Source organism: Pseudomonas sp. LB3P93, assembly GCF_054898025.1.
The window spans coordinates 2,417,348-2,441,302 of record NZ_CM142713.1 but is presented as its reverse complement, the minus strand read 5'-3'; the positions used below and the strand labels follow the sequence as shown (position 1 = coordinate 2,441,302).

18 protein-coding genes are annotated in these 23,955 nt (G+C 61.9%); 5 read left to right on the top strand and 13 right to left on the bottom strand.

Annotated features, from left to right (window positions below):
* Positions 1-22 precede the first annotated feature (22 nt).
* The 8 genes from ACYZT8_RS10865 to ACYZT8_RS10830 all read right to left on the bottom strand — a co-directional run bounded on the left by ACYZT8_RS10865 (position 23) and on the right by ACYZT8_RS10830 (position 13,597).
* Positions 23-556: a response regulator gene (locus tag ACYZT8_RS10865; protein ID WP_461980944.1), complete on the bottom strand. Its 534-nt coding sequence runs from the start codon at positions 554-556 to the stop codon at positions 23-25.
* Positions 557-776: 220 nt separating this feature from the next.
* Complete coding sequence (locus ACYZT8_RS10860) at positions 777-1,730, bottom strand: foldase protein PrsA (RefSeq protein ID WP_461982420.1); 954 nt, start codon at positions 1,728-1,730, stop codon at positions 777-779.
* A 14-nt stretch (positions 1,731-1,744) separates the two neighbouring features.
* Positions 1,745-3,295, bottom strand: coding sequence for a cytochrome c/ABC transporter substrate-binding protein (locus tag ACYZT8_RS10855; protein WP_461980942.1), 1,551 nt, complete (start codon positions 3,293-3,295; stop codon positions 1,745-1,747).
* Between the two features lie 9 nt (positions 3,296-3,304).
* Positions 3,305-3,925: an SCO family protein gene (locus ACYZT8_RS10850; RefSeq protein WP_461980940.1), complete on the bottom strand. Its 621-nt coding sequence runs from the start codon at positions 3,923-3,925 to the stop codon at positions 3,305-3,307.
* Entirely contained in the window at positions 3,922-4,578 is a 657-nt protein-coding gene (locus ACYZT8_RS10845) for an SCO family protein (protein WP_461958240.1), read from the bottom strand. Before ACYZT8_RS10845 ends, ACYZT8_RS10850 begins: the two co-directional genes overlap by 4 nt.
* Positions 4,579-4,591: 13 nt before the next feature.
* Positions 4,592-6,544, bottom strand: a complete 1,953-nt coding sequence (locus tag ACYZT8_RS10840; RefSeq protein WP_461980938.1) for a cytochrome D1 domain-containing protein — start codon at positions 6,542-6,544, stop codon at positions 4,592-4,594.
* Positions 6,545-6,724: 180 nt separating this feature from the next.
* Positions 6,725-12,571 carry a manganese-oxidizing multicopper oxidase MnxG gene (gene mnxG / locus ACYZT8_RS10835; protein ID WP_461980936.1) on the bottom strand — a complete coding sequence of 1,949 codons (5,847 nt, stop codon included), beginning with the start codon at positions 12,569-12,571 and terminating at the stop codon, positions 6,725-6,727.
* A gap of 417 nt (positions 12,572-12,988) precedes the next feature.
* A complete protein-coding gene (locus ACYZT8_RS10830; RefSeq protein ID WP_131059650.1) occupies positions 12,989-13,597 on the bottom strand; it encodes a lytic transglycosylase domain-containing protein in 609 nt (202 codons plus the stop codon).
* A gap of 193 nt (positions 13,598-13,790) precedes the next feature.
* On the opposite strand from ACYZT8_RS10830, the gene gspG reads away from it, so the two are divergent.
* The 3 genes from gspG (at position 13,791) to ACYZT8_RS10815 (ending at position 16,251) form a co-directional block, all read left to right on the top strand.
* Positions 13,791-14,225: a type II secretion system major pseudopilin GspG gene (gene gspG / locus ACYZT8_RS10825; protein ID WP_094471703.1), complete on the top strand. Its 435-nt coding sequence runs from the start codon at positions 13,791-13,793 to the stop codon at positions 14,223-14,225.
* Positions 14,226-14,239: 14 nt separating this feature from the next.
* A complete protein-coding gene (locus ACYZT8_RS10820; protein ID WP_461980933.1) occupies positions 14,240-15,427 on the top strand; it encodes a type II secretion system F family protein in 1,188 nt (395 codons plus the stop codon).
* Positions 15,428-15,576: 149 nt separating this feature from the next.
* Positions 15,577-16,251, top strand: a complete 675-nt coding sequence (locus tag ACYZT8_RS10815; protein WP_461980931.1) for a hypothetical protein — start codon at positions 15,577-15,579, stop codon at positions 16,249-16,251.
* A 137-nt stretch (positions 16,252-16,388) separates the two neighbouring features.
* On the opposite strand, the gene ACYZT8_RS10810 is transcribed toward ACYZT8_RS10815, so the two are convergent.
* Positions 16,389-17,285, bottom strand: coding sequence for a LysR family transcriptional regulator (locus ACYZT8_RS10810; RefSeq protein ID WP_461980929.1), 897 nt, complete (start codon positions 17,283-17,285; stop codon positions 16,389-16,391).
* A gap of 161 nt (positions 17,286-17,446) precedes the next feature.
* Between ACYZT8_RS10810 and ACYZT8_RS10805 the strand changes: the two genes are divergently transcribed.
* Complete coding sequence (locus ACYZT8_RS10805; RefSeq protein WP_461980927.1) at positions 17,447-18,466, top strand: alpha/beta hydrolase; 1,020 nt, start codon at positions 17,447-17,449, stop codon at positions 18,464-18,466.
* A gap of 202 nt (positions 18,467-18,668) precedes the next feature.
* The gene (locus tag ACYZT8_RS10800) at positions 18,669-20,102 is read left to right on the top strand and encodes a mechanosensitive ion channel domain-containing protein (protein WP_461980925.1); all 1,434 of its coding nucleotides are present in this window, start codon (positions 18,669-18,671) and stop codon (positions 20,100-20,102) included.
* A 125-nt stretch (positions 20,103-20,227) separates the two neighbouring features.
* Here ACYZT8_RS10800 and ycaC read toward each other — a convergent pair whose 3' ends face one another.
* The 4 genes from ycaC to ACYZT8_RS10780 form a co-directional block, all read right to left on the bottom strand.
* Entirely contained in the window at positions 20,228-20,854 is a 627-nt protein-coding gene (gene ycaC, locus ACYZT8_RS10795; RefSeq protein ID WP_123434523.1) for an isochorismate family cysteine hydrolase YcaC, read from the bottom strand.
* Between the two features lie 68 nt (positions 20,855-20,922).
* Positions 20,923-22,761, bottom strand: a complete 1,839-nt coding sequence (locus ACYZT8_RS10790) for an amidohydrolase (RefSeq protein WP_461980923.1) — start codon at positions 22,759-22,761, stop codon at positions 20,923-20,925.
* Positions 22,758-23,351: an antibiotic biosynthesis monooxygenase gene (locus ACYZT8_RS10785; protein ID WP_461980921.1), complete on the bottom strand. Its 594-nt coding sequence runs from the start codon at positions 23,349-23,351 to the stop codon at positions 22,758-22,760. The genes ACYZT8_RS10790 and ACYZT8_RS10785 overlap by 4 nt, the downstream gene beginning before the upstream one ends.
* Positions 23,344-23,760: a DoxX family protein gene (locus ACYZT8_RS10780; RefSeq protein ID WP_461980919.1), complete on the bottom strand. Its 417-nt coding sequence runs from the start codon at positions 23,758-23,760 to the stop codon at positions 23,344-23,346. Before ACYZT8_RS10780 ends, ACYZT8_RS10785 begins: the two co-directional genes overlap by 8 nt.
* Positions 23,761-23,955: the final 195 nt, after the last annotated feature.

Below are 23,955 nucleotides of genomic sequence, written 5' to 3'. Positions count from 1 at the left end.
ACCGGAACGGCTTGTCGCGCCACTACTCCCCGGTGAGCAATTGTTCGTCGTCTGGTGCCTTGGAGGTCGATGTACTTCGTCGACGATCTGCCAGCACCCAACTGCCGTCGTACAACTGCAGCGGGAAACTTTCGGTCCTGCTCTGGCGTCGTTCGACGAATCCTTCGGATGGGCTCGCGCCTGTTCGATTTTCCCGCTCCATCCCCAGAAGGTCACAGACTGCACGGGCCAATTCCGCCAACGGAAACGGTTTGAACAGGATATGGCTGACTCCCAGTTGCCGGGCCCGCTCACAGACTTCAGCGGTTGGGTGCCCGGTAATCAGCACAAAATGGCACTTCCTGTTCTGGCGGACGGCATCGAGCACCTGAAAGCCTTCCATATCGGGCAAGCGGTAATCGAACACCATCACATCGGGTGAAAAACGTTCGGCTTCGCCGATGGCTGTTTCACCGTTGTGAGCTATCCGGACTTCCAGCGCTTGCGCCTGCAGGTAACCCTGGAGGTTTTCCGCCAGCAGCTGTTCGTCTTCAACAACCAGTACTTTGTTTAACAAGGTGGACTCCTTGAAACCGCAGGTCCGATATTCGTGCCTGGGAGTACGCGCCTTAATTAGGCTAACGCACACTTCATGCCAGACTGAGCGCCGGTTTTCGACCGCTTCATCTCTATGATTTTCATGAAAAAATCTTTTCGTTCAGGAACCCCGTCCCCCAAAGGCGGGGAAGCGCTCGGATTTGCCCTGAAGCTTTCCCCACATTTGGGGGGGGGACGCTTCAATCATCGTCAATCCGTTCGATACGATTGCTTGATCGCAACTGCCCCAGAACCTGTAGACGAGCCTGATCCTTTTGCTGTCGGGCAAGGTAAGCCCGAACCATTTCAAGCCCCTGAACTTCTGAGACATCGGCCGCCTCCATGTGGTTCTGCAAGTAAATCAAATGCCAGCCCAGCGGTGTGCGCACCGGCGCGCTGACGGCCCCCGGCGCCAGGGTAAATGCCGCTGCTTCGAATTCCGGCATCATGCGCCCACGGGGAAAATAGCCCAGATCCCCGCCTTCGGTGGCGGAAGCATCTTCGGAGCCGGCCCGGGCAACGCTGGCAAAGTCCTCGCCCTGACCGATTTTCACCCGCATCTCCTCTAAGCGTAGCCGTGCTGCTTCAACTGTGGCGGCATCGGCTCCCTGAGGCACTTTGACCAGGATGTGCCGCGCCTGGATTTGCTCTGGCGTGCTCATTTCGGCGCGATGTTCCTCGTAGAACGTGCGGACTTGTTTTTCGTCCGGCTCAGCCGCCTGGACCAGCTCGGCAAACACCTTTTGTGCCGCGAGTTCACGGCGCGTGTAATCGATATAGGTGGCTTCGTCGAAACCGGCGTCTTCGAGCCGGCGGGCGAACACCTCGGCACCACCGATCGCTTGCCGCGTCTGCTCGACCTGGCTTTGCACCACTTCATCGCTGATCTCCACCCCGCGCTTGCGTGCCTCCTGCCACAGCAACTCCTTGTCGATCAGGGCATCCAGCGCTTTCTTGCGCAATTGCTTGTACGCCGTGGGGTTGCGAATGCTGCCCACCGCCCGGCCCTGATCCTCCAGGTACTCGGCGAAATAACGCTCCAGGCGGAACTCGGAAATGACCTCGCCGTTGACGCGCGCGGCGGCCGGGCCATTGCTGGCGAGCGCCATGGGGCCCCACAGCGTCAGCAGTATCAGCAGATTCTTGAGTTTCATCATCAGGCCTCCCGTCAGGGTGTCGCGGCAATGGGTTTGTACGGTGCGACCAGATAGAAGCGCTGGTCGGGCAAATCTACGGTGACGATATGGGCACCGCTCAAGCCCCGTCGGCGACCCGGACCGAAGCTGATCAGCGGAGTCAGCCCGGTGTCGAAATCGTGCAACCCTTCCAGGGCGCTGATGAGCTTCTCGCGGCTGGCGTCGCGCCCGGCCTGCTTCATGCCTTCGCTGAGCAGCAACATCGAACTGTAGGCGCCGACTTGCAGCACCGCGTGCTCACCGCCGAGCCCCTGGTTCTTGCGCAATTGCGTCAAGGCCAGGCGCCCGGCAAGCGACCAGTCACTGGGCACGAACGGATAAGCCAGAAACACCCGCCGGGAAAAACCACTGGGCAATTGAAACAGGTCGCCTGCCACCTGATTCGACGCGGCGAACAGGTAAGGCACCTGCCCTGCCGAATGCAAGCGCTCGGCGAGGCGCCTGAAACCGACGCCGCTGCCCAGGTAAAACACTGATCGCGAGCCCAGCGGCAGCTCGTCCTGCGCCGAGTCGTAGGCCTGCAGCCGCACTTCCTGCCAGGCGCGATCTTGCAGGTACTGGCCGAGGTTCTGCGCCGCCAGTCGCTGGCTCGGCTCATCCGGGTAGACAATCAGCGTCGGCCCCTGGAGCAAGCGCAAATTGGCGGCACCGTAGTCGGCCAGGGCGATCAGCTGTTCACGCAGCCCGGACAGCGGTTCGAAAATCTGCCGGCTGGCCTGGGCCATGCCTTGCAACGAGAGCGGACCGATCAGCGGAATGCCGGCGCGCTCCAGCCGTGTGACCAGTTCGGTGTCGAGCGCAGGTACCAACGGCGCGATCAGGGCGAACACCTGCTCCTTATCGATCAAGCGGTCCAGCGCCTCCTCGGCACTGGCGCGGTTCGGGCCCGGATCGAGGATGGTCAGGCGTAATTGCCGACCATGAATCCCGCCCGCCTCGTTGATCCGCGCCACGCTGCCCTTGAGTACCGCGGCGACCGTGGCGCCCTCATCGCTCAACGGTCCCTGGCTCGGCAACAAAGTGCCCAGGTGCAAACTGTCGGCGGTCAACCCGGGATCACGGTCCTCGGCCACGCGCTTGAGGTAGGCCGTGAGGTTGCGCTGATCATTCATCGACAGCACAAACCGTGGCATCGCCGGGTCCAGCCGATTGTTCGCCGAATCACGCCCCTCCTGGATCGCCCGTGCCAGTGTGCCCTCGGTGTAGGCCGGGTAATTGCGACCATTGACTTGCTGCTGACCGTAATTGCTGGAAAGGCGCGACCAGCTGATGTCCGGCGGCCGTACCCCGCCTTCGGGACGCCCCTGAGCATCGGCGCCATGGCAATTGGCGCACGGCAGGCTGGTGGCGGGCAGCATCATGTTCGCCGCGCCCACCCGAGCCATGATCGGCTCGCCGCTCCCGGACACACCCTCGCGGTACAGCCGCTTACCGGCGCTTTCGCTGGGGCTCAGCGGCAACGCATTGGCGGCAAGGTTGATGCCGACAATCAGTAGCAGGCCGAGGACGAGGGCAGTTTTCATGGCGCGGGCTCAACGACCGGCCACGGGCATTGTCAGCAACTGCAAGCGCTGGGCAATGGCGGCGGCCGGTGCGTCGGGACGGATCTTGCTCCAGCGCTTGTTGGCCACGTCACCGACGATCAACTGCGTTGAGTGCTGCTCGGGGGTCGGCACAATCTGGCCGATGCGCCCCAGCACAAGGTCCATCTGCGCCTTGTCGCCGGTGAGAAAAAGCCAGTGGGGGCCATCGACGCCCTGCTTCAAGGTGTAAGCCTTGAGTACCGCCGGCGTATCGCGCAGCGGATCACTGGTAAGGGAGATAAAGGTAATGCCATCGGCCTTGTCGCCCAGCACCTCACGGACTTCCTTGAGCTTGCGGGTGATCAGCGGGCAGGCATCGTTGCAACTGGTGAAAATCACGTTCAGCAGCACCACGCGGTTTTGCAGCGCATCACTGTAGAAGCGCAGCGTGTTGCCGTTCTGGTCCTGCAACGGTGTGTCGGTGAACCAGGTTTGCGCATCTCGCGTGCCGCTGGCCGGTTGCGCGGCGGCCACCGCCGGCGCCGGCTCCTGGTGTCCTTCGTGGGAAAACGCCATAAAACTGATCACGCAAAAACTCATCGTCAGGAAGATCAAAACGAGGGCTTTCATGGCTGGTGCTCCATCGCAATGGCTGTGTGTTTGGCGTGGGCATTACGCTGGCCGCTGAGTTTCTCGACTTCACGTGTGAGCACCGCCGGGTCGGTAAAACCGTAATAGCGCGTCCAGTGGCGGCTGTTGCCGTCCCCCACCAGAATCAGCGGTTGATGGCTTTTGAAGTCACCGCTGAAGGAGCCGAGGCCCTTGAGGGTTTCGTTGATCGACTGCGAGCTGCCGGTCAGCCAGCTCCAGCCCGGACCTTTCTGGAAGTTGCGGGCGTAGTCGTTCAGGCGCTTGGCGTCATCGCGCTGCGGGTCGATGCTGATCGACACCAGCTGCACCTCATCGCCGACCCGGGCACCGAGTTGTTTTTGCACCTTGCCCATGATCGAGGACACCACCGGGCACACCGTGGTGCAACTGGTGTAGATGAAACTCATGACCACGATTTTGTTGGTCACCAGATCCTTTTCCAGACGCACCGGCTTGCCGTTCTGGTCCACCAGCGCGACGTCGGCGAATTTGACCTGGGCGCTCTCCGAGCTGGCGCTTTTGGCTGGCATGTCGTGTCCGGCATGTTCATCCGCCGAGTGCGCCAGGGCTTGGCCGATGCCGACGGCCAACAGGCAGAACGTCAGCAGTCCACGGTGTGCGAATCGATTCATGTCGGTTTCCTCTTCAGTGGACATCGCCGGGCAACACCCGAACGCTGGCAAAGGTCTTGTCATCGAAACTCGCGCCAAGGGACGCCGCGCGCACGTGCAGGTACCAGGCGCCGTTCTGGTCGAGGGTCACCGGGGCTTCGTAGATGCCGTTGCCCACTTCAAGGGCGGCGACGTGCTGGGCGCGGGAAGTCGGGGCGCGGAAGTAGCGCACCTGAACGTCCTTGACCCCGCTGCGCTGTGCCTTCTGGTGGCCCTGAACGATGCGAAACCGCACGGTGTAAGGGCTACCGAGGGCGGCGGTGGATGTGTTGAGCATGAACTCGACTTTTGGCACGCCGGGGAGTTTTGCGAGGTTCTTGTCCGGTTCAACCAGCGCCGTGAAGCAATGGATGATGTTCGGTTGGTTAAGCAAGAACGCCACATCAAAACGCCCGGCGACCGGCAGCTTGATCCGCGAACTGTAGAGCCCTGGCTCGACCTCCCGCAGGCTGCGATCGATGACCATGGCCGCCCGCGCCACCTGCCCGCGATTGGGGTAACCAGACATCGGCGCGTTCATGCCTTCGGCGTAGAAGTAGGTGGTGTTGTCCACCGGGTTGACCACGAACACCGCGTTGTCGTCCCGCGACACCGCCAGGCTCGAAGCCAGTGGCAAATCACCGGCCAGCCGTGGCGCCTGAGGCCCGGCTTCGAAGCCCTGGCTGATTGGCGTGCGGCCAGTTCCCAACGACGAGAGGTTGATCATCGTGACCTTGGCCGAGGCCAGTCCGCGTACATAGGCGTAGGCCTTGGTGAACACCACTTGATAGGGTTCGGCGGACACGTCCAGCTCATGGATCATCGAATCGGTGGCCGCGTCGATCACTGCGGCCTGGTTTTCCAGGGTGTTGAGGACGATGCCGAAACGCCCGTCCGCGCTGAACCCCATCGGGCCCAGGCCCTGTTTCATCTTGATCACCCGCCGAACCGCGAGGCTGGCGGTATCGACCACTGTCACGGTACCGTCCTTGCCGTCGGCGACATACACCGCCTGAGACAGCGGCGAGTACGCCACCGACAACGGGTGCGAGCCGGTCTTGAGTTGCTTGCTGATGGTCAGGCTGGCGATGTCGATGATGCTCAGCGTGCCGTCGTCGCGGTTGCTGACGAAGGCAAAACGGCTGTCCTTGCTGAAGGTTATTTCGTGGTGCCCGGCACCCGTTGCCAGGTGTTTGAGCGGCTTGAGGCTACGGGTGTCGATCACCGTGACGCCGGACTGCTCGGCGGTCTTGGCATTGTTGCCGACCCACAGCAGACGCTCGTCCGGCTGCAAGGCCACGCGCACCGGGTTGCTGCCGGCGGCGACCGAGTCGATCATTTTGAATTGCTCGCTGTCGATCACCGCCACTTCATCGGCCGTCGGCATGGAGACAAACACCCGTTTGTTGTCTTTGGGCGTGGTCCAGTCCATCGGCGGTTTTTTGATGTCGATCCGCGCCATGGTGCTGGTGATACCGCCCACCGACACCGACGGATCGACCACCGAGACGCTGGCGTCGCGGTTCATCACTAGAAGGAAGTAGCTGTTCAAATCGAGCATCGGCCGCGCACCGATGCTCGATTTCAGGAAGACCCCGACCCGGGCTTTGCAGCTTTGCTCCCGGCCCTGGGCCTTGTCGGCGGCGACGGTTTCCGGGTCCAGCCAGGCGCCGGGGTTGACGCCCGACAACGGCTGGCCCGAGGCACTGTCACTGACGCGGAACTGCACGTCGGCAAACTCGCCTTCACGCAACACGCCATCCGCGGCCAGTGGCTTGACCTCAAGCGCCACCGAAACCCCGTCACGGGAGAGGTTCTGACTGCTCCAGGTGTCCGGCAGCGCGACTTCGCTCAGCAGGTTGGTCGGCGCGGTGCGCCAGACGCCGAAGCTGATCAGCCCGAGCCCGACGGCCAGCACGCAAACGGCGAATCCGATAGTCCTGTTCATCACACTCTCCCCTTACAGATCTGTGCCTGCCTTCGAACACGGCCCCTGTGGCGAGGGAGCTTGCTCCCGCTGGACTGCGCAGCAGTCCCATTTTCAGGGCCGCTTCGCGCCCCAGCGGGAGCAAGCTCCCTCGCCACAGATCACTCATCGCTCGTTCTTTCTCTTTACTGGCTAGTGCCCCTACGGTGCCGGTGCCGGTGCCGGTGCCGGCTCAGGCTCATTGGTCACGCGCAGCAACCCCCAAAGCCCGGCGGTGTTGCCGTAGGCGCCGTAGTCGCGGTACAGGTAGTCGCCCGGTATTGCGTTGCTGCCCCCGGCGCTCGGGTGCATGAAGCTGAAGTGCGCCGCCGGCAGGATGCTTTCACGAGCGCCGATGTACATCGACATCGGGTTGTAGCCGAACCGCACCGACCCCACTCCAGGCGTGGCCAGCGGATAACCACCGGTATCGCTCTTCTCCGACTGGAACGGGTTCACCGACCAGACGTGACCGTCCAGTTGGAAGGTCGTGCCGCGACTGCCACCGCTCGGCATCATGATGTGGGTGCGGAACGGTTGCCCCGGTTTCACATACAGCACCGGTGTCTGAGGATCGCCCCCGATCAGCGCATTGCTGTAGGCCATATGCGCGTTCGGCACGTCCCCGTAACCGGCACCGTCGGCGTGCCCGAACGGCGCATCCGGCGCCAACCCGAAGCGGAACCAGATCGGCTCGGCCTTGTAGTTGATGGCCATGCTCGAGTTGTCCTGTGGATCGGTCGGTACACCGAAGCCTTCGGCGGCAATGCCTTCCACCGGCCGACCGTTGGCCCAGCGGATGTTCAACGCTTTCTGCCAGACCATCGCAAAGTCGCGGTAAGTGGTCTGCCCTGGCGCCGTGACCGTTGCGTTGGTTTTACGCGCATCCTCAACCCAGGTTGCGCCGATCGGCAGGATCGTCATCGCCCCACCCAAGCCTTTCTGCGGTTGTTTGATGAGGTCCGCCGGGGTGATATTCAGCCCGCCGAACTCCACCGCCGTGGCGTTGATGTTGTCGACGCTGCGGCCCAGTTGCGTGACCGGTTTGCCTTCACGCTCCAGGTGCCCGGCGTAGTACTGATAAGTACGGGTCGGGTACGCGCCGCTGTTGCCGATGCGCGGTGGCACGGTCTGGATTGGGTTGGCGCCGACGTTGGTACCATCGGATTTGGTGATGTCGTACGCCAGCAGTTGGGCGTGCAGACCCACGTGGCTCGACGGCCGCAGCAGGTTATTGGTGAAGATGGTCGAGCCCTGGCCATTGTTGCGATCCCGTTTGACCAGCCCTTGCATCACGGCCGTCTGGGTCAGGTCGGGCATGACCACAGGCAAGCGGTTTTCCAGGGTGACGTTGATGCAATCACCCGCCGCTGCGCGCAACACCAGCGGTTCGACAGGCACGCCGGCTTTCAGCTTGCCGGTGGCCGGATCGAGGTCGGATTTGCGCACGTACAGGATCGCAGTCGGATCATGTAACGGGCCGCTTTGACCGCCGATGGTGATGGTTTCGCCATCTTCAGGATCGACCACGGTGACCTGCGGGATGTTCACCGGCCGCGAGTTGAACACCAGGGTGCCACCCGCCGGATTCAACGGCCCTCCCACGTGTTGCCCGATGCCGGCCGGATCGCCGATGGTCAGGTTCAACGGATTGCGCAGGATGTCGTTGGCCAGCGCCGCAACCACTTCATAGTTGCGTTGCACGGTCGGCCGGGTGCCGATGCCGTTGGGGTTGGCACTGATCCGTGGGCAGGAACCATCGAATGCCACGGTGTTACGCATGCCCGCTGGCTTGGGATTGTTTGGCACGGCGAACAGATCGCTGCGCTGGGCCGTGTAGTTGCGCATCACGCCCCAGATACCGTTCCAGTAACCTTCAATGGAAGCGTCCATCGAGTACAGGTAATCCCCCGTGGTCGCCGCCGAACTGGAGAGCATCGAGACCGGCGCGTTAAAGCCCATCTGTTCGGAGATACCGACCATCTGCGACGCGCGCCAGCCGGAGTTGGAGCTGTTGCCGAAGCCGGAGCCGCTTTGCAGCCATTTCACGCCGTGCAGGGTCACGTTGTGCTCTTCTTCGTGACCGCCGGCATGCACCCGCAGCCGCACGTTATCGCCGGTGTAGGTGCGCAGCATCGGAGTGAACGGGTCACCCGGTTCTGCGCCGCCACGGTTGACGTGCGGCGGGAACAGCGTGGTGCCGCCGGTTGGCCCCGTGGCCGAGGTGACCAGGTTCGGTGCCAGGTTCATTGCCGGGATGGCGCGGTCGGTACGGCTTTGCATGGCGTACGCCAGGTCGCCGCCGAGGCCGTCGGCCTGCATGCCGCGCTTGCCGTCCGGGCCGACCTTGTTCGGGTCGTACACCCGCAGGGCCAGCGGTTCGTTGCGGTAGTTGACCACGAACATGCCAGGGTCATCGACCGAGATTGCCTGTGGGCATGGCCGGGTCGGACAACCCGGCACCATGCCGCCCTGCACTTCGATGATGCCATCGAGCAAGGTGCTGGCGTTGTTGCGTACCGGCGGGTTGATCGCGTAGCGGAAGCTGTCCGCGGTGGCCGGGAAGGCTTGCGGATTAGGCACACCGTTAGGACCGGCGCCCACGTACACACCGGCTTCATAAGCGTGCTGGAAGTCGCTGTATTCGAGGAAGAACTCACGGAAGCTGTCGTTCTTGCCGTCGCCGTCGATGTCTCCGGTGGACACCACTGCTTGCCACGAAGTCGGCCCGCCGTCCTGACGAGCGCCGCTGTACAACGGCTCGCCGGTTTCAGCGTGGAACCAGGTGGAACCGGCCGGTTCAGCCAGCACGGTGGCGTACAGGCCAATCTGTTGGTGAGTCGATGGGCCGAGGTGGTCGTGGGTGAAAATGGTCCCCAGGCCACGGTCGACACCTTTAGTGTTCACCACCGGATCGACAAACCAGCGCTGCATTGCCGTGCGCGCCCCGACCCAATCCGCCCGACCAAATTGACCGAAGTACGGGTGATTTTTGGCTTTCGGACAGGCCGGCGTGCCATCACGCGGATCGGCGCCTTCGCACTGGTTGAACTCGCGAATAGCGCGGATGCGTTCTTGCACAGCCCCCGGGGAAAGCACGCCGTCTTCGTAGTTCCAGCCGTTGGCAGAACCGTCGGCCGCCGTCAGGTCCCATTTCGGCAGGTGAATGTGCTGGCCGATCACGTCGGTCGGCGTGCGCACCTGATAGTCGTCCATCTCATAGGTGGCCGGCACCAGGTTGGTCTGCTGGTATTGCACACAGTCGAAGGTATTCATGCGCATCACCAAAGGCTCTGGCGGACGCTGCTTGGTGATGACTGGCCAGGCGTCTTCCCACAGCGCCAGAATGCGCGCTTGCGGGAAGTGGTAGCCGACCTTGTTGTACACCGCGTCGAACTGGATGTTCGCCGCTTTGTATATCCGCGGACGGTCGGCGGTGAAGGTCGAGGAACCGGTGTAGGACATGCCGTCGACCCGTTCACCGCTGGCAAACTCGCCGGTGCCGGCGCTGCTGGTCAGGCGTTTTTGCCGGTCATCCATGCACGGTTCGTAGTACGGCGCGCCGGCAATAGGCAAGGCGCCGTTGGTGCGGAAGGCCTTCGCCACGATTTGATTTCCGGGCAGCACGGCAAAGCTTGGATGGTCTTTTTTGGCGTGGAAGGCCATGGCCGCCTGTTCGACTTCGGTGCCCTCTTCCGGCATATAGATCGGTTTGGCGCGGGTCACTTCCTTGGAGAAATCCAGGGACGTGGTAATGGTGTTCGCCACGCCACCGGCGGAGAAACCGTCCAGGGAATGCCGCCCCAGGCCGCCGTCCCAACCACCGGACGAAGCCGGGTCGAGGTTGGCCCACAAAGCATTGCCACTGGTTTTCAACGACTGGGCCTTGGCCGCGTCGAGCATGTCCAGCGGTGGAGTCGGTGGACGTTGGCCGACCGACGTTTCCATGCCGCCGATCCAGAATGGATAACCAGGGTTTTTCAGGCTGCCGTCGGCATTGCGGTTGGCTTCGCTGCGATCCACCAGGGCCAGGGAACCGATGGCTTGGGCGCCGCCGCTGCCGCTGTGATGTTCGCCGTCGTCATCATCGTCGTCATCGTCGTCATCGTTAGCGGCGACCAGGGTTTCGCCGATTTTCGGCACCACCGCGACCTTGCCTGGCATCGGCGCCATGGCTTTGCCCGGCAGCGGCACGACGGCAGGAATCGGGGTACCGGCAATGATCTCGCCATCGGGCAAGGCCCGGGCGCCCGCTGCCGGTTTGCCGCTGCGCAATGCGTAGGGTTCGCTGTGGTAACCGTCGGTGCCTTGTTGCGAGACTTCGAGTTTGGTCCCTTCTTCAAACACGTCGTGTACCCGCCACATGCTCCACATGCCTTGGGCGAAGTGCGGATAGAAGTGGCAGTGGTAGATCGCATCACCGGCGACGCGGTTGCGGTTGCCTGAGCCCCCGTTGGCGATTTCGTAGGTGTAACCGGCGCCCGGACCGATGCCTTGAGCGTCCACATAATCGGAGTTGTCGTCGTTGGGGTTGAACAGCCATTGATGGCCGTGCAGGTGGAAGATGTGCTGCTCGTGGCCGTTGTGGGTGTTGCGGAATTTGACGAAGTCACCGATGTAGCTGTGGTTGACGTTCGACGGTTCGGCCGGGTACAGCGCCATGGTCGCCTTGACCCCGATCTGATCGGCGTTTGGCACCTGGCCTGGAAGAATGCCTTCGAGGCCGGCGTTGGCCGGTACGTCCACCAGCATCGCGACGTCGCCGACGGTGTGCGAACTGAGGAAAAATTCTTCATAGGCGCAGGACAGGCAATCGTGCATCGGCCCGACGCCCAAACGGTTGGCCACCACCTCGGCGCCCATGCCGCCGGAGCCATAGTTGATCATGAACGAGTCGCGGGTCGGTTCCAGCACGTGGGCCATCACCGGGTCCGCCCAGTAAGCGGGGAATGCCTGGGTCGCGGCGGTTTCATCCTGGAATTGCGAGGCGAAATCGCGGAACGGTTCCAGCCGATTCGGGATCGCCGGGTTGCGTTTGCCGACGGCTTCCAGCGGATAGGTCGAAGGCGGGAAGCTACCGTCGGCGTTGCTGCCCATGACAATCGCATCGCTTTCGCTGGAAATGATTTCGTTGCCGTCGACCATGTTGATGATCGGTGTGCCGGCCTTGCCTTCACGGATCCACGGCTGGCGCTGCGGGTAGCGCGCCTGGTAATCGACAATCGGTTGACCGGCCGGGGTGCGACCGGCGCTGGCCAGGCGCATCTCTTCTTCAGTCACGGTGTTGCGATAGCTGCGGCCACCCTTGGGCACCACCACAACCTGGCCGAACAGACCGTTGGCAACGTTGCCCGCATCGCCTTCACCACCGAACGTCGCGCCACGGCTGCTGGCGGCGAATGCACCTTCGCGCTCGGCAAACAAGGTGTAGGAACGGGTGCCGCCGGGGGCAACCAGCGAATTGCCGTTGCGCCCGGTGTACGAGGCGATGTCGTCGATGCTGTTGACCGCTTGCAGGCCATTGACCTGGAAGCCGACATGGCGGTCAGCGACCTGCTCATCGACTTTGAAGTCGTCCTCTGCACCGATTTCGACTTCGCCCTCGATCTCGCCCTCTTCTTCCTCCCCGCCGTCGTGCGAGCCGGGGTTGGCCTGGTACGCCAGCAGGTTCTGCAGGTTGATGGTCAGGCAGTCACCGGCGGCCACACGCAACACCAAGGGGCGCGGACGCTTGTCGGGCCGCAGCGAGACTTTGCCCGGCACTGCCGCGCCACCCTGGGCCAGGGACACATTATGGTCGTCGACCACGTCGCGGCGCAGGGCGAACATCATGCCGTTGACGTTCTGCGCGCCGAGGCGGTTGAACATCAGCGGCTGATCCAGCGCCACGACGTTCGCCACCAGATTGCGCTCGCAGCGCAAGGCTGCTTCAGCCAAGTCGATGCCAAACATCGATGCCACCAGCAGCGCAATTTGAAAAAGAGACGTAGCGTTCGGTATGCCAGTCATGATCACGGGCCTCGCTGTGGGTGCTCACAGGGAATAATTCTCGACAAATACCCTTGAGCAATCCGCATGCCATAAAAAATTCAGTTATTTTTCAGCCAGTTACAGCAACGATTTAATAACTCGGGGGATATACCCCATTTATTCCCCACTTTTCCGGGTGGATGCCAACCTCCACCCAACAACTCAAATCCCGTAGCAGCTGTCGAGCTTGCGAGGCTGCGTTCGGCTCGGGCCGCGTTCGGACGAAGCAGTCGTGAGATCCGGCAACGCGGTGTTTCAGGAAAACCTCGCGCGCAGGTATTACGACTGCTTCGCAGCCGAACGCAGCCTCGCAAGCTCGACAGCTGCTACGGGGCGAATGCGGTCTTCGGTCGGTGGTACGGATCGGGTTGCCCCACATATGGGGGATTGCCCCAATCACAGCGGGGCATCCATGGCCAGGCCCTGCAAGCGGCGGTATTGGCGCAAGACACTGGGCACATAACGCTGGGTTTCGGCGAACGGCGGGATCACCCCGCCACGACTCAGCACCGCTTGTGGCCCGGCGTTGTAGGCCGCCACGGCGAGGGTGATGTCGTTGTCGAACAGGGTCATCAGGCGCTTGAGGTATTTGGCGCCGCCCTGGATGTTGGCTTTCGGGTCATAGACGTTTTTCACCCCCATCTCGCGTGCGGTATCGGGCATCAATTGCATCAGCCCACCGGCGCCTTTGGGGGAGGTCGCATCCGAGTTGTAGCGGGACTCTTCGCGGATAACGGCGTGCAACAACGCCGCCGGTAATTCATTGGCCGTGGCGGCCGCCGAAACCAGCTCCGCATAAGGCTGTCTGGCAATCATCTGGGGCTGCTGATCGAGGCCGACCAGCGAGGATTGAGGTTCGTGAATGACCCGTTCATAGGTGCGGCCGGGACGGTGAACATTGGACAGTACATAGCTGCCCTTGGCGTCCACGGAAACGAATACATCGGCCTGTGCGACGCTCGTCAGCAGTAAACAGCCGAGCAGTCCTGTGGTGAGTGTTTTCATTATTTGCCTCCCCTGCCCGGCCCCGAAAAATGGGGGTAATGCCCCAATGGCCGGTAGTAAACAAGCCATACGCAAGCACTGTGCCGAAAGCGCAAAGGCCCGGAATACAGGGGTTTCGCAAGGATGACCGGGGTGAGCATGGCAATTGCATAGGCCTTCACAGCGACCCTTCTGCCGACTGTGTGAGGTCATCATGAATCAGCGTTTGCGTTCCGCCCCGCGTACTCAAAGCGGGTTCACCCTGCTCGAACTGTTGGTGGTGCTTGTGGTGCTGGGGCTGTTGGCCGGCATCGTCGCGCCGAAGTATTTCGCCCAACTGGGCCGCTCCGAAGTGAAGGTGGCCAAGGCGCAAATCGAAGGCCTGGGCAAGGCGCTGGATCTGTACCGCCTGGAGGTCGGTCATTACCCGTCGACCGAACAGGGTTTGCAGGCGCTGGTCACGGCGCCCAGCGATGAAACCAAATGGACCGGTCCTTATTTGCAGAAAAAGCTGCCGCAGGATCCGTGGGGCCGTAACTACAACTACCGCTACCCCGGCGAAAACGGCGAATACGATCTGCTGTCCATGGGCAAGGACGGCCAACCCGGCGGCGAAGGCGAAAACGCCGAAGTCACCAGCTGGCAATGACGGGGGTGGCGACCATGCGCTTTCATCTCAAGGCCGTGGGCAAGGCCGGCGTGGTCTCGATGACCGTCGAGGCCCAAGGGGACAGCGAAGCCCGGCGCATCGTCGAAGACCAGGGCTTGCGGGTGGTCAGCTTGCACGCCGAGCGGCACTGGCGTGCGTTGCGTTTACACAAACGCGAGACCTTCAATCTGGTGTTGTTCAGCCAGGAGCTGACCACCTTGCTCAATGCCGGCCTGCCGTTGATCGATGCGTTGGAAAGCCTGGCGGAAAAAGAGAACGCGCCACAGGCCCGTAAAACCTTGAGCGAACTGGTGCGCCTGCTGTACGAAGGCAAATCGTTCTCCCAGGCGTTGGCCCAGTTGTCGGCGGTGTTCCCTCCTCTGTATGTCGCGCTGGTGCAGTCCAGCGAGAAGACCGGCGCCGTGGGCGATGCCCTGGGTCGCTATGTCAGCTATCGCCAGCGCATGGACGAGGTTCGGCAAAAAATCGTCAGCGCTTCGATCTATCCCCTGCTGTTGCTGGTGGTGGGCGGCGGCGTGGTGTTGTTTTTGATGGGTTACGTGGTGCCGCGCTTCAGCCTGGTGTTCGAAGGGCTGGGGTCGAACCTGCCGTGGCTGTCGCAAGTGCTGATGAGCTGCGGGATGTTCCTGCACGCCCACCAGGGTGAATTCTTCGGCGGGTTGGCGGCGATTGTCGTCGCGCTCGGCTTCCTCCAGCGCCAACCGGCCTTTCGCCGAGGCGTCGACCGGGTGATTGAAAAACTCCCGGCGGTCCATCAACGCATCTTCATGTACGAACTGGCGCGCTTTTATCGCTCCCTGGGGATTCTGCTGCAGGGCGGCATCCCCCTCGTCACCGCCATGGGCATGGTTCGCGGCCTGCTCACCCCCGCCTCCCGCGTGCGCCTGGACCAGGCTTGCGAGCGAGTGCGCGAGGGGCAATCGCTGTCGGCCGCGCTGGAACTCAATCACCTGGTGACCCCGGTGTCCCTGCGCTTGCTGCGTGCGGGCGAGCAGTCCGGCAACCTCGGGCAGATGATGGAGCGCAGCGCCGACTTCTACGACGAAGAAATCAGCCGCTGGATCGAATGGTTCGTGCGGCTGTTCGAACCCTTGCTCATGACCTTCATCGGCCTGCTGATCGGGGTCATCGTGATCCTGATGTACATCCCGATTTTCGAGCTGGCCTCGAGTATTCACTGACCTTTGGAACGGGGTCGAGTTGTACCGTTCATCGCACATCGATGCTGCAACTGAATTAATCAGCGCGCTGCGGTGTTCACCCATTGAATCGAGCAGCAAGTTGCATTGTTCATCAACGTTCCAACCTGAATCAAAAGACGGAGAACGACATGCACATCAACAAGCTTTTACTTGCAGTAGCTATTGGCGCAGTTCTGTCGGCGTCTACCGTATTGATTCCGGACAGCCTGTCCGGAATGTCGAGTGCCCAGGCCAAGGACGGTGGTAGTGGCGGGGGCGGAGGTGGTGGTTCTGGTGGCGGCGGTGGTGGTCACGGCGGCGGTTCTGGCGGCGGTGGTGGTTCGGGCGGCGGTGGCGGTGGTCACGGCGGCGGCGGTGGTCACGGCGGCGGCGGTTCTGGCGGTAGCGGTGGTGGAAGCGGTGGCGGCGGCAATGGAGGTGGTCACGGTGGAAGCGGCAACGGCGGCGGCAATGGCGGCGGCCACAGTGGAAGCGGCAGTGGCGGCAATAGCGGCAATAGCGGCAATAGCGGCAGCGGTCACAGCGGCAGCGACCATGGTTCGGGACATTCCGGCAACACCGCCTCATCCTCCTCCGGGCGCAGCGGCACTCACTCTGAGCCCGGTGACGATCACGGGGTTCATCGCTCGGGTGAAGTGGGTGACGACCACGGCGTACATCGTTCCGGTGAAATCGGCGACGACCGCGGTGTTCATCGCGCTGGTGAGGTCGGCGACGACCGCGGCGTGCATCGTTCCGGTGAAGTCGGCGATGACCGCGGCGTGCATGTCGGTGGCGAGCCAGGCGATGACAAACGGACCTGACAGTCACTGATCACAAGACCACTACAAATCCCTGTGGGAGCGAGCTTGCTCGCGATGGCGTCGCGCCAGACAGCATTTTGCTGAATGACCCACCGCAATCGCGAGCAGGCTCACTCCCACAGTGGAAATGGTGATCCTTACAACCCACCCTCAACCCGATCCAGCCGCTCGCGCAAAAACTCGATCAGTGCCTGCACCGGCCGCGAACTCTGGCGGTGCTGCGGATACACCGCCGATAACGTCAGCGGCTGCGGACGAAACTCATCCAGCACCGGCACCAGCCGGCCATCCTTCAGCGCCGAGCCGACAATGAACGTCGGCAAATACGTAATCCCCAACCCGGCCAGCGCCGCATCCTTGAGCAACTCACCGTTGTTGACCCGCATCCTGCCCGTGACGTTGACGGTCAGCGGCTTGCCCTGCCCTTCGAAACGCCATTGCACCTGGCGCCCATGGCCGTACGGCAAGCAGTCATGGTTGTGCAAATCTTCGGGTTTGAATGGCGTGCCGCGCTCGGCCAGATAAGCCGGGCTGGCGCAGTACACGCGCTGGATGGAGGCGATGCGGCGGGCGATCAGTGTCGAGTCTTCCAGAATCCCGATGCGCAACGCCAGGTCGTACCCCTCGCTGAGCAAGTCCACCGGCCGATCGCTCAAGTCCACTTCCACCGTGACATCGCGATAGCGCTGCAAGAACAGCGGCAGCAGGCAACCCAAGTGCGCCAGCGCAAACGACAACGGCGCGCTCACGCGAATGGTGCCGCGCGGCTCGGTGGTCTGGCCGGCGATGCCCTGCTCCACCTGCTCGACTTCACCAAGCAGGCGCAACGCCGACTCGTAATAACTCTGGCCCAGCGGTGTGACGTCCAGCCGTCGCGTGGAACGATTGAGCAAGCGCACGCCCAGACGCTCTTCGAGCTGCATCAAGCGGCGGCTGACGAACTGCTTGGACAGGCCCAATTGATCGGCTGCCGAGGTGAAGCTGCCGGAGTCCATCACCTGGCAAAAAATACGCATATCTTCGAACGGGTTCATTGTCACGCCTTGGTTGACAGTCAAACACTTTATAGCCGCTTTTTCCCTTCTGGGCGACCTATTAATCTGTGTACACGGTGTTGCTGAGGCCTGAACCACAGCGCCAGCAGCGACCTGACCTCAGGTAATAAAACTCTAATTAATTTAAAAGGATTTGCCCCATGAACCTCGTCAACAAAACCCTGACCGCATACCTCCTCGCCCTCTCCATCGGCAACGCATTCGCCGCCGGCAGCCCGGGTGTCGAACACAACACCCAGGCCTTCCTCGAAGCCCTCGCCGCCGGGGGTGGCAAGCCGCTTGAGCAACTGAGCCCGAAGGATGCCCGTGCGGTGCTGACCGGTGCGCAAAATTCGGTGAAGGTTGATCTGTCGGGTGTGGACGTCAGCGACCGTGCGATCAAGGTCGATGGGCAAACCATCAACCTGAAGATCGTACGGCCGGCCAAGGTCAAGGGTGAATTGCCGGTGTTCATGTTCTTCCACGGTGGCGGTTGGGTGCTGGGCGATTACCCGACTCACCAGCGTCTGATCCACGATTTGGTGGTCGGCTCCGGCGCCGTCGCGGTGTATGTCGATTACACGCCATCGCCGGAAGCGCACTACCCGACCGCGATCAACCAGGCCTACGCCGCGACCCGTTGGGTGGCCGAGCATGGCAAGGACATCGGCGTCGATGGCAAACGCCTGGCGGTGGCCGGCAACAGCGTCGGCGGCAACATGGCGGCGGTCGTGGCGTTGATGGCCAAGGAACAGAAAACCCCGGCGCTGCGCTTCCAGTTGTTGATGTGGCCAGTGACCAACGCGCAGTTCGACAGCGGCTCGTACCAGCAATTTGCCGAAGGCCATTTCTTGACCAAGGGCATGATGAACTGGTTCTGGGACAACTACACCACGGACCAGGCCGAGCGTGCGCAGATCCATGCCTCGCCGCTGCAAGCCAGTGCCGAACAGCTGAAGGGCTTGCCCGCCGCCCTGGTGCAGACCGCCGAGTTCGACGTGTTGCGAGACGAAGGCGAAGCCTACGCCCGTCACCTCGACGCGGCCGGTGTGCCGGTCACGGCGGTGCGTTACAACGGCATGATCCACGACTTCGGCCTGCTCAACCCGCTGAGCCAGATTGCGGAAGTGAAGGCGGCGGTTCGTCAGGCGGCATTGGAACTCAAGACGCACTTGAACTGAGTCCTTCCCTCTTCGCCACACAGCAATGTGTGGCGAAGCTGCTTTTTGTGGCGAGGGAGCTTGCTCCCGCTTGAGTGCGCAGCACTCACAAAATCTGCGTTGACTGCGAGAATTTTGGGGCTGCTTCGCAACCCAGCGGGAGCAAGCTCCCTCGCCACAAAAAGCTTGTCTGCAATGATCTAATACGCGCCGGAGTTTCCCCATGTCCTTTGTCCTCGCTCATCTGCTGTCCTGGAGCGCCCTGCTGCTGGTGATCGACACCGTGCTCTGGCACCTCGCGCCGTTCAAGCATCGCGTCACGCGGGTTGGTGTGCGCCTCGCGTTGTTTGTGCTGTTCAGCGCGCTGGTGATCAATGCCGGTGTGAGCCCGTTGCAGGCGCCTCTGTTCGCCGAGGATCGTGTCGCACAGTTGGGCGCCACGGCGTTGGGAATTCTCTGGTGGTTGTACGCCGCACGGGTGCTGACCGAAGTCATCGGCCTGGTGCTGATGCGTCGCATCGGTCACAGCGGCCGTTTGTTGCAGGACGTCATCGGCGCGCTGGTGTTTCTGATCGCCATCGTCGCGGCGGCCGGTTATGTGCTGGAGCTGCCGGTGAAAGGATTGCTGGCGACGTCCGGTGTCGTGGCTATCGTTGTCGGTCTGGCGTTGCAAAGCACCTTGAGCGACGTGTTTTCCGGGATCGTGCTGAACACCACCAAACCGTATCAGGTGGACGACTGGATCATGATTGATGGCGTCGAGGGCAAAGTGCTCGACATCGACTGGCGCGCCACCCATATGCTGACCAGCGCTGGCAGCACGGCTGTGGTGCCGAACTCGGTGGCGGCCAAGGCGAAGATCGTCAATCTCAGTCGGCCGAACAACATGCACGGCGTGTCGATCAGCATTCAAGTGCCCAACCACATTCGCCCGCGTCGAGTGCTGGATGCGCTTGAGCGCACGCTTCAAGGCAGCAGCAGTTTACTGCTCACCCCCGCACCGAAAGCGGTGCTCAAAGAGGCCGGCGAAACCATGTCCGAGTACGTGGCCAGCGGTTTTATCACCGAGCTCGGCAAGAAAAGCGAAGTGCGCAATCAGCTGTTCGACCTGGCGCATCGGCACCTCGAAGCGGCGGGCATTTCCCGGCAGCTCGATGGTGTGATTGAACCGACAACCCGTGCGCGTGCGTTGCTGGATGAAGTGAAGATCTTCCGTTCCCTGAGTGAAGATGAGCGCGATCAAATGGCTCAGTCGATGATCCCGCAACAATACGCGGCCGGCCAAGTGGTGCTGGAATTGGGCGAAGTGCCGGACAGCCTGATGGTGATCGCCACGGGGGTGGTCAGCGCTACCGTGCCGGACGGCGCCGGGCAAACCGAAGCGGGTCGTATGGGGCCGAGTGAGGTGATGGGTGAACAAAGCATTCTCACCGACACACCGTCCCAGGCCACCTTCACCACCTTGACCTCGTGCATCATTTACCGGATCGACAAATCCCTGACCCGTGGTTGCATGGAGCGACAGGTTGAAGTGGGTCGGGCGTTGAACAAGCTGCAAGCGGTACGCCAGCAGAACAGCCGGTTGGCGTTGATGGCCAAGCCGGTACTGATCAAGAAAGGCGGTTTCCTGGGATGGTTGCAAAAACGTCAGGTATAAAACAAACCCTGTGGGAGCGAGCTTGCTCGCGATAGCGGTAGCACATCCACCAGAGATGTTGGCTGATCTGCCGCTATCGCGAGCAAGCTCGCTCCCACAGGGAAAGTGTGTTGCCTGAATAGGGCTTATTTCGACGTCAGCACCGAGTAGCTGTTCATCAAATTGCGATAGTTCGGAATGCGCGGCGACAGCAGGTTTGCCAGGCCTTCCATGTCGTTGCGCCAGTCGCCCTGCAGCTCGCACGCCACCGAGAACCAGTTCACCAGTTGTGCACCGGCCGCGGCCATGCGGGCCCAGGCCGCTTGCTGCACGGTTTCGTTGAAGGTGCCCGAAGCATCAGTCACCACAAACACTTCAAAACCTTCCGCCAGCGCCGACAACGTCGGGAACGTGACGCAAACGTCGGTCACCACACCGGCGATGATCAGTTGCTTGCGGCCAGTCGCCTTGACGGCTTTGACAAAATCTTCGTTGTCCCAGGCATTGATCTGGCCTGGACGCGGGATGTAGGGCGCGTCCGGGAACAGTTCTTTGAGCTCCGGCACCATCGGACCGTTCGGGCCGTTTTCGAAACTGGTGGTGAGGATGGTCGGCAGTTTGAAGAATTTGGCCAGGTCCGCGAGGGCCAGCACGTTGTTCTTGAATTCGTTCGGCGAGAAATCCTGAACCAGCGAAATCAGGCCAGTCTGGTGGTCGACCAACAGGACAACGGCATCGTCTTTGTTCAGGCGTTTGTACGGAACGTTGCTCATGTGAAACTCCTCGATGGATGGGTATTACGCAAGGCGCCGACGCGGTGCATCGGCGCTTGATGTGATCGTCAGAACGCGAAGCACGAACAGCCGAACGCGCCCCAGAAACCGGCGAAATCGCTGACCGGCGCATTCGATAACCGCGCCTTTTCATGGCTGTGGGAATGCACGCCGCACGGCCCGCTGCAATGGTGAACCTGCGCCTGCATCGGCGACGTCGGACGCCAGTGACCCGGGACCTTGGCCACCGGCGACCAGTCCGGCAGCACCGGCACGCTGGCCGGTCCGAGTTTTTCGAAATCACCGGCGGCGTACACCACCTTGCCGCCGACCACGGTCAACACCGATTCGATCCACTTGATCGCTTCTTCATCGACGCTGAAAAAGTCCGCGCTCAAGGCCGCGACGTCAGCCAGTTGGCCGACCTTGATCATGCCTTTCTTGCCCTGCTCGGAAGAGAACCAGGCGCTGCCGTGGGTGAACAGTTCCAGCGCGGTTTGCCGGGACAGGCCCTCGGCGTGCAGCTCCAGGCCACCGACGGTGCGACCGCTGACCATCCAGTACAGCGAAGTCCATGGATTGTAGCTGGACACTCGCGTGGCATCGGTGCCGGCGCCGACCGGTACGCCTTCGGCCAACATGCGCTTAATCGGCGGTGTGGCTTCGGCCGCTTTGGCGCCGTAACGCTCGACAAAATATTCGCCCTGAAACGCCATGCGGTCCTGAATCGCAATACCACCACCGAGCGCCCTCACCCGCTCAATGTTCTGCGGCGTGATGGTCTCAGCGTGATCGAAAAACCACGGCAAACCGTTGAATGGAATGTCGCGATTGACCTTCTCGAACACGTCGAGCATGCGGCTGATGGATTCGTTGTAGGTGGCGTGCAAACGGAACGGCCAGCGCTGCTCGACGAGGTGGCGAACCACCGGCTCCAGCTCGTCTTCCATGGTTTGCGGCAGGTCCGGACGTGGCTCGAGGAAGTCCTCGAAATCCGCCGCCGAGAACACCAGCATTTCCCCGGCGCCGTTGTGGCGCAGGTAATCGTCGCCCTGATGCAGGGTCACGCTGCTGGTCCAGTTCTTGAAGTCGGTCAGCTCTTCTTTCGGCTTCTGCGTGAACAGGTTGTAGGCGATACGAATGGTCAGTTGCTGGTCCTTGGCCAACTGCTCGATCACCTGGTAATCGTCCGGATAATTCTGGAAACCGCCGCCGGCATCGATGGCGCTGGTCAGGCCGAGACGGTTGAGTTCGCGCATGAACTGGCGCGTCGAGTTGACCTGATATTCCAGCGGCAACTTCGGCCCCTTGGCCAGCGTCGAGTACAAAATCATCGCGTTGGGACGCGCCACCAGCATGCCGGTCGGCTCACCATTGCTATCACGCACAATCTCGCCACCCGGCGGGTTCGGCGTGTTGCGGGTGTAACCGGCCACGCGCAACGCGGCGCGGTTGAGCAAGGCGCGGTCGTACAAATGCAGGACAAACACCGGGGTGTCCGGCGCGGCCTGATTGAGCTCTTCGAGGGTCGGCATGCGCTTTTCAGCGAACTGGAATTCGTTCCAACCACCGACCACCCGCACCCATTGCGGCGTGGGCGTGCGATCGGCCTGGTCCTTGAGCATGCGCAAGGCATCGACCACCGACGGCACACCTTCCCAACGCAGTTCGAGGTTGTAATTAAGACCGCCGCGGATCAAGTGCAAGTGCGAGTCGTTGAGGCCGGGAATCACGCAACGGCCCTTGAGGTCAATGACCTGCGTGCCCGAGCCGCGCAGGGCCATGGCTTCGGCATCGGTGCCGACCGCAACGAAGCGGCCTTCGCTGATTGCCACCGCACTGGCGCGTGGGTTTTCACGGTCAACGGTATGGAATTGGCCATTGAATAGAATCAGATCGGCGTTCATCGCGGTTCCTTGGACGGAGTGGAATGTGACAGCCAGGGCGCGAACAGACGCGTCGCCATCGGCATGAACAGGTACACCACCGAGACAACGATGGTCAGCGTGATCAGGAACGTGGCGACCACGTAATTGGACAGGATGGCGTTGAGTTGCAGCAGCGGGCCCCAGAGCAGCGGCACCAGCAAGGTGTGCGGCAGAATCACCAACAGCGTCACCACGGCCTGCTTCCAGCGCGGCGGCGGTGGCGAAGCGGCGTCGGCTTGCGGCGCGAACCAGAATTCATTGACCGGGTTGACCTCGGTCTGGTCGCCATCGGCGAGCATCGGCGTGGCTTCGTTGACCAACTCCAGGCGTTGCGGCGAATCGAGCCAGTGCTGCATCGCATCGGTGGTGCAAAACCGCAGCACGCAGGTGTACATGTCCAGGCCGGCGTTTTTACCGCGCATCACGTCCACGCCCAAATGCCCTTCCTGCTGCCCGGCGATGCTGACAATGTTGCGTAACCAGGCTTCGTAAGGCACTTCAAAACCGGCCTTGACCCGGTGCTTGATCACCAGGGTCACGACTTCCTCGAAACGATTGGATTCAGGCATAACGCAAAGCTCCGGCAAATCGGACATTGAGCGCCAGCCGTCCCGGCCCGGCGATGAAAAGGCTGGTGAACAGAATCAACAGCAGCCAGCCGAACTGCCCTTCTTCGAGACTCCATTGCGCATGCACCACCAGCAGCGCGACCAGCAACACCGCCAAAATCGGCAGGCATGCCAAACGCACCAACACCCCGGCGATGATCAGCAACGGGCACACCACCTCGGCAAAAATCGCCAGCATCAGCGTGACGTTTGCACCCACGTGAAAAGGGTCTTCGATGACCTGCAGTTGAGCGCTGTAGTTAAGCAGCTTCGGCAAACCGTGCACCCACAGCAGAAACAAACCGCCACTGACCCGCAGAAAAAGCAGTCCGAGATCCTGGGCCCGCTCATCCCATTGCGACGTATTCATGGGCTCACCTGCACAAATGAAAAACTACCGGCGTCGTTGCGCCGGGACTTCATTTGATAGTGCCGGTGTGGGGGCGGGAAAAATTGGATGTACGTGCTCTTTTTGCGGCGTGCCCCGACCACCAATCCACCGAAGATCCCTGTGGGAGCGAGCTTGCTCGCGATAGCGGTGGGCCAGGCGACATCAATGTTGAAT

What these genes read in the sequence shown, in the direction of transcription:
- ACYZT8_RS10860 (WP_461982420.1), bottom strand. Translation starts at nt 1,730, where the DNA reads ATGAAACTCAAGAATCTGCTGATACTGCTGACGCTGTGGGGCCCCATG.
- ACYZT8_RS10855 (WP_461980942.1), bottom strand. Translation starts at nt 3,295, where the DNA reads ATGAAAACTGCCCTCGTCCTCGGCCTGCTACTGATTGTCGGCATCAAC.
- ACYZT8_RS10850 (WP_461980940.1), bottom strand. Translation starts at nt 3,925, where the DNA reads ATGAAAGCCCTCGTTTTGATCTTCCTGACGATGAGTTTTTGCGTGATC.
- ACYZT8_RS10845 (WP_461958240.1), bottom strand. Translation starts at nt 4,578, where the DNA reads ATGAATCGATTCGCACACCGTGGACTGCTGACGTTCTGCCTGTTGGCC.
- ACYZT8_RS10840 (WP_461980938.1), bottom strand. Translation starts at nt 6,544, where the DNA reads ATGAACAGGACTATCGGATTCGCCGTTTGCGTGCTGGCCGTCGGGCTC.
- mnxG (WP_461980936.1), bottom strand. Translation starts at nt 12,571, where the DNA reads ATGACTGGCATACCGAACGCTACGTCTCTTTTTCAAATTGCGCTGCTG.
- ACYZT8_RS10830 (WP_131059650.1), bottom strand. Translation starts at nt 13,597, where the DNA reads ATGAAAACACTCACCACAGGACTGCTCGGCTGTTTACTGCTGACGAGC.
- gspG (WP_094471703.1), top strand. Translation starts at nt 13,791, where the DNA reads ATGAATCAGCGTTTGCGTTCCGCCCCGCGTACTCAAAGCGGGTTCACC.
- ACYZT8_RS10820 (WP_461980933.1), top strand. Translation starts at nt 14,240, where the DNA reads ATGCGCTTTCATCTCAAGGCCGTGGGCAAGGCCGGCGTGGTCTCGATG.
- ACYZT8_RS10815 (WP_461980931.1), top strand. Translation starts at nt 15,577, where the DNA reads ATGCACATCAACAAGCTTTTACTTGCAGTAGCTATTGGCGCAGTTCTG.
- ACYZT8_RS10810 (WP_461980929.1), bottom strand. Translation starts at nt 17,285, where the DNA reads ATGAACCCGTTCGAAGATATGCGTATTTTTTGCCAGGTGATGGACTCC.
- ACYZT8_RS10805 (WP_461980927.1), top strand. Translation starts at nt 17,447, where the DNA reads ATGAACCTCGTCAACAAAACCCTGACCGCATACCTCCTCGCCCTCTCC.
- ACYZT8_RS10800 (WP_461980925.1), top strand. Translation starts at nt 18,669, where the DNA reads ATGTCCTTTGTCCTCGCTCATCTGCTGTCCTGGAGCGCCCTGCTGCTG.
- ycaC (WP_123434523.1), bottom strand. Translation starts at nt 20,854, where the DNA reads ATGAGCAACGTTCCGTACAAACGCCTGAACAAAGACGATGCCGTTGTC.
- ACYZT8_RS10790 (WP_461980923.1), bottom strand. Translation starts at nt 22,761, where the DNA reads ATGAACGCCGATCTGATTCTATTCAATGGCCAATTCCATACCGTTGAC.
- ACYZT8_RS10785 (WP_461980921.1), bottom strand. Translation starts at nt 23,351, where the DNA reads ATGCCTGAATCCAATCGTTTCGAGGAAGTCGTGACCCTGGTGATCAAG.
- ACYZT8_RS10780 (WP_461980919.1), bottom strand. Translation starts at nt 23,760, where the DNA reads ATGAATACGTCGCAATGGGATGAGCGGGCCCAGGATCTCGGACTGCTT.